1 pseudogene is annotated in these 730 nt (G+C 66.4%); it reads left to right on the top strand.

The features are described from left to right. A pseudogene (locus EOA27_RS38820) lies at window positions 1-730 on the top strand (PQQ-binding-like beta-propeller repeat protein); the annotation flags it as partial.

Here is a 730-nt window from a genome sequence, read left to right as displayed (position 1 = left end):
TGGTACTACCTGATCGCCGGCCTGGTCTTCCTGATCACCGCCTGGCTGCTGTTCAGTCGCAGGTCGACCTCGCTCTGGCTCTACGCGCTGTTCGTGCTCGCCACTTTGTGCTGGGCGGTGTGGGAAATCGGCTTCGACTGGTGGCAGCTCGGTCCGCGCGGCGGCGTCATCGTGCTCATCGCCCTGTGGCTTTTGACGCCATGGGCAAGGCGCGGCTTGCGCGGTCCCGACGGACGCGCGCCACTGATCCTGGCGGTGCTCGCCTCGTTGGCGGTCGCCGGTTATTCGATGACCGCCGATCCGCACGATATCGCCGGCACGCTCGGCACCGAAAAGGTGGCGGCGGCGGCCAATCTCCGCGGCGACATGCCGGCCGGCGAGTGGCACTTCTACGGCCGTACGCCGTTCGGCCAGCGCTATTCGCCGCTCGACCAGATCACGCCCGACAATGTCGCCAAGTTGCAGCCGGCCTGGACCTACCGCACCGGCGACGTGAAGGGCCCCGACGATATCGGCGAAACGACCTATCAGGTGACGCCGCTGAAGGTCGGCGACGCGCTCTTCATCTGCACGCCACACAACTTCGCCATCGCCATCGATGCCGCGAGCGGCAAGGAAAAGTGGCGCTACGATCCCAAGATCAAGCTCGACAACAACCGCCAGCACCAGACCTGCCGCGGCGTCTCCTACTATGCCGATGCCAAGATCGCCGCCGGCCAGCCCTGCGCGC

Origin of the sequence: Mesorhizobium sp. M2A.F.Ca.ET.037.01.1.1, assembly GCF_003998075.1 — a bacterium.
GTDB lineage: Bacteria > Pseudomonadota > Alphaproteobacteria > Rhizobiales > Rhizobiaceae > Mesorhizobium.
The sequence above is the reverse complement of the archived record's forward strand: the minus strand, read 5'-3'. Positions and strand labels throughout refer to the sequence as shown.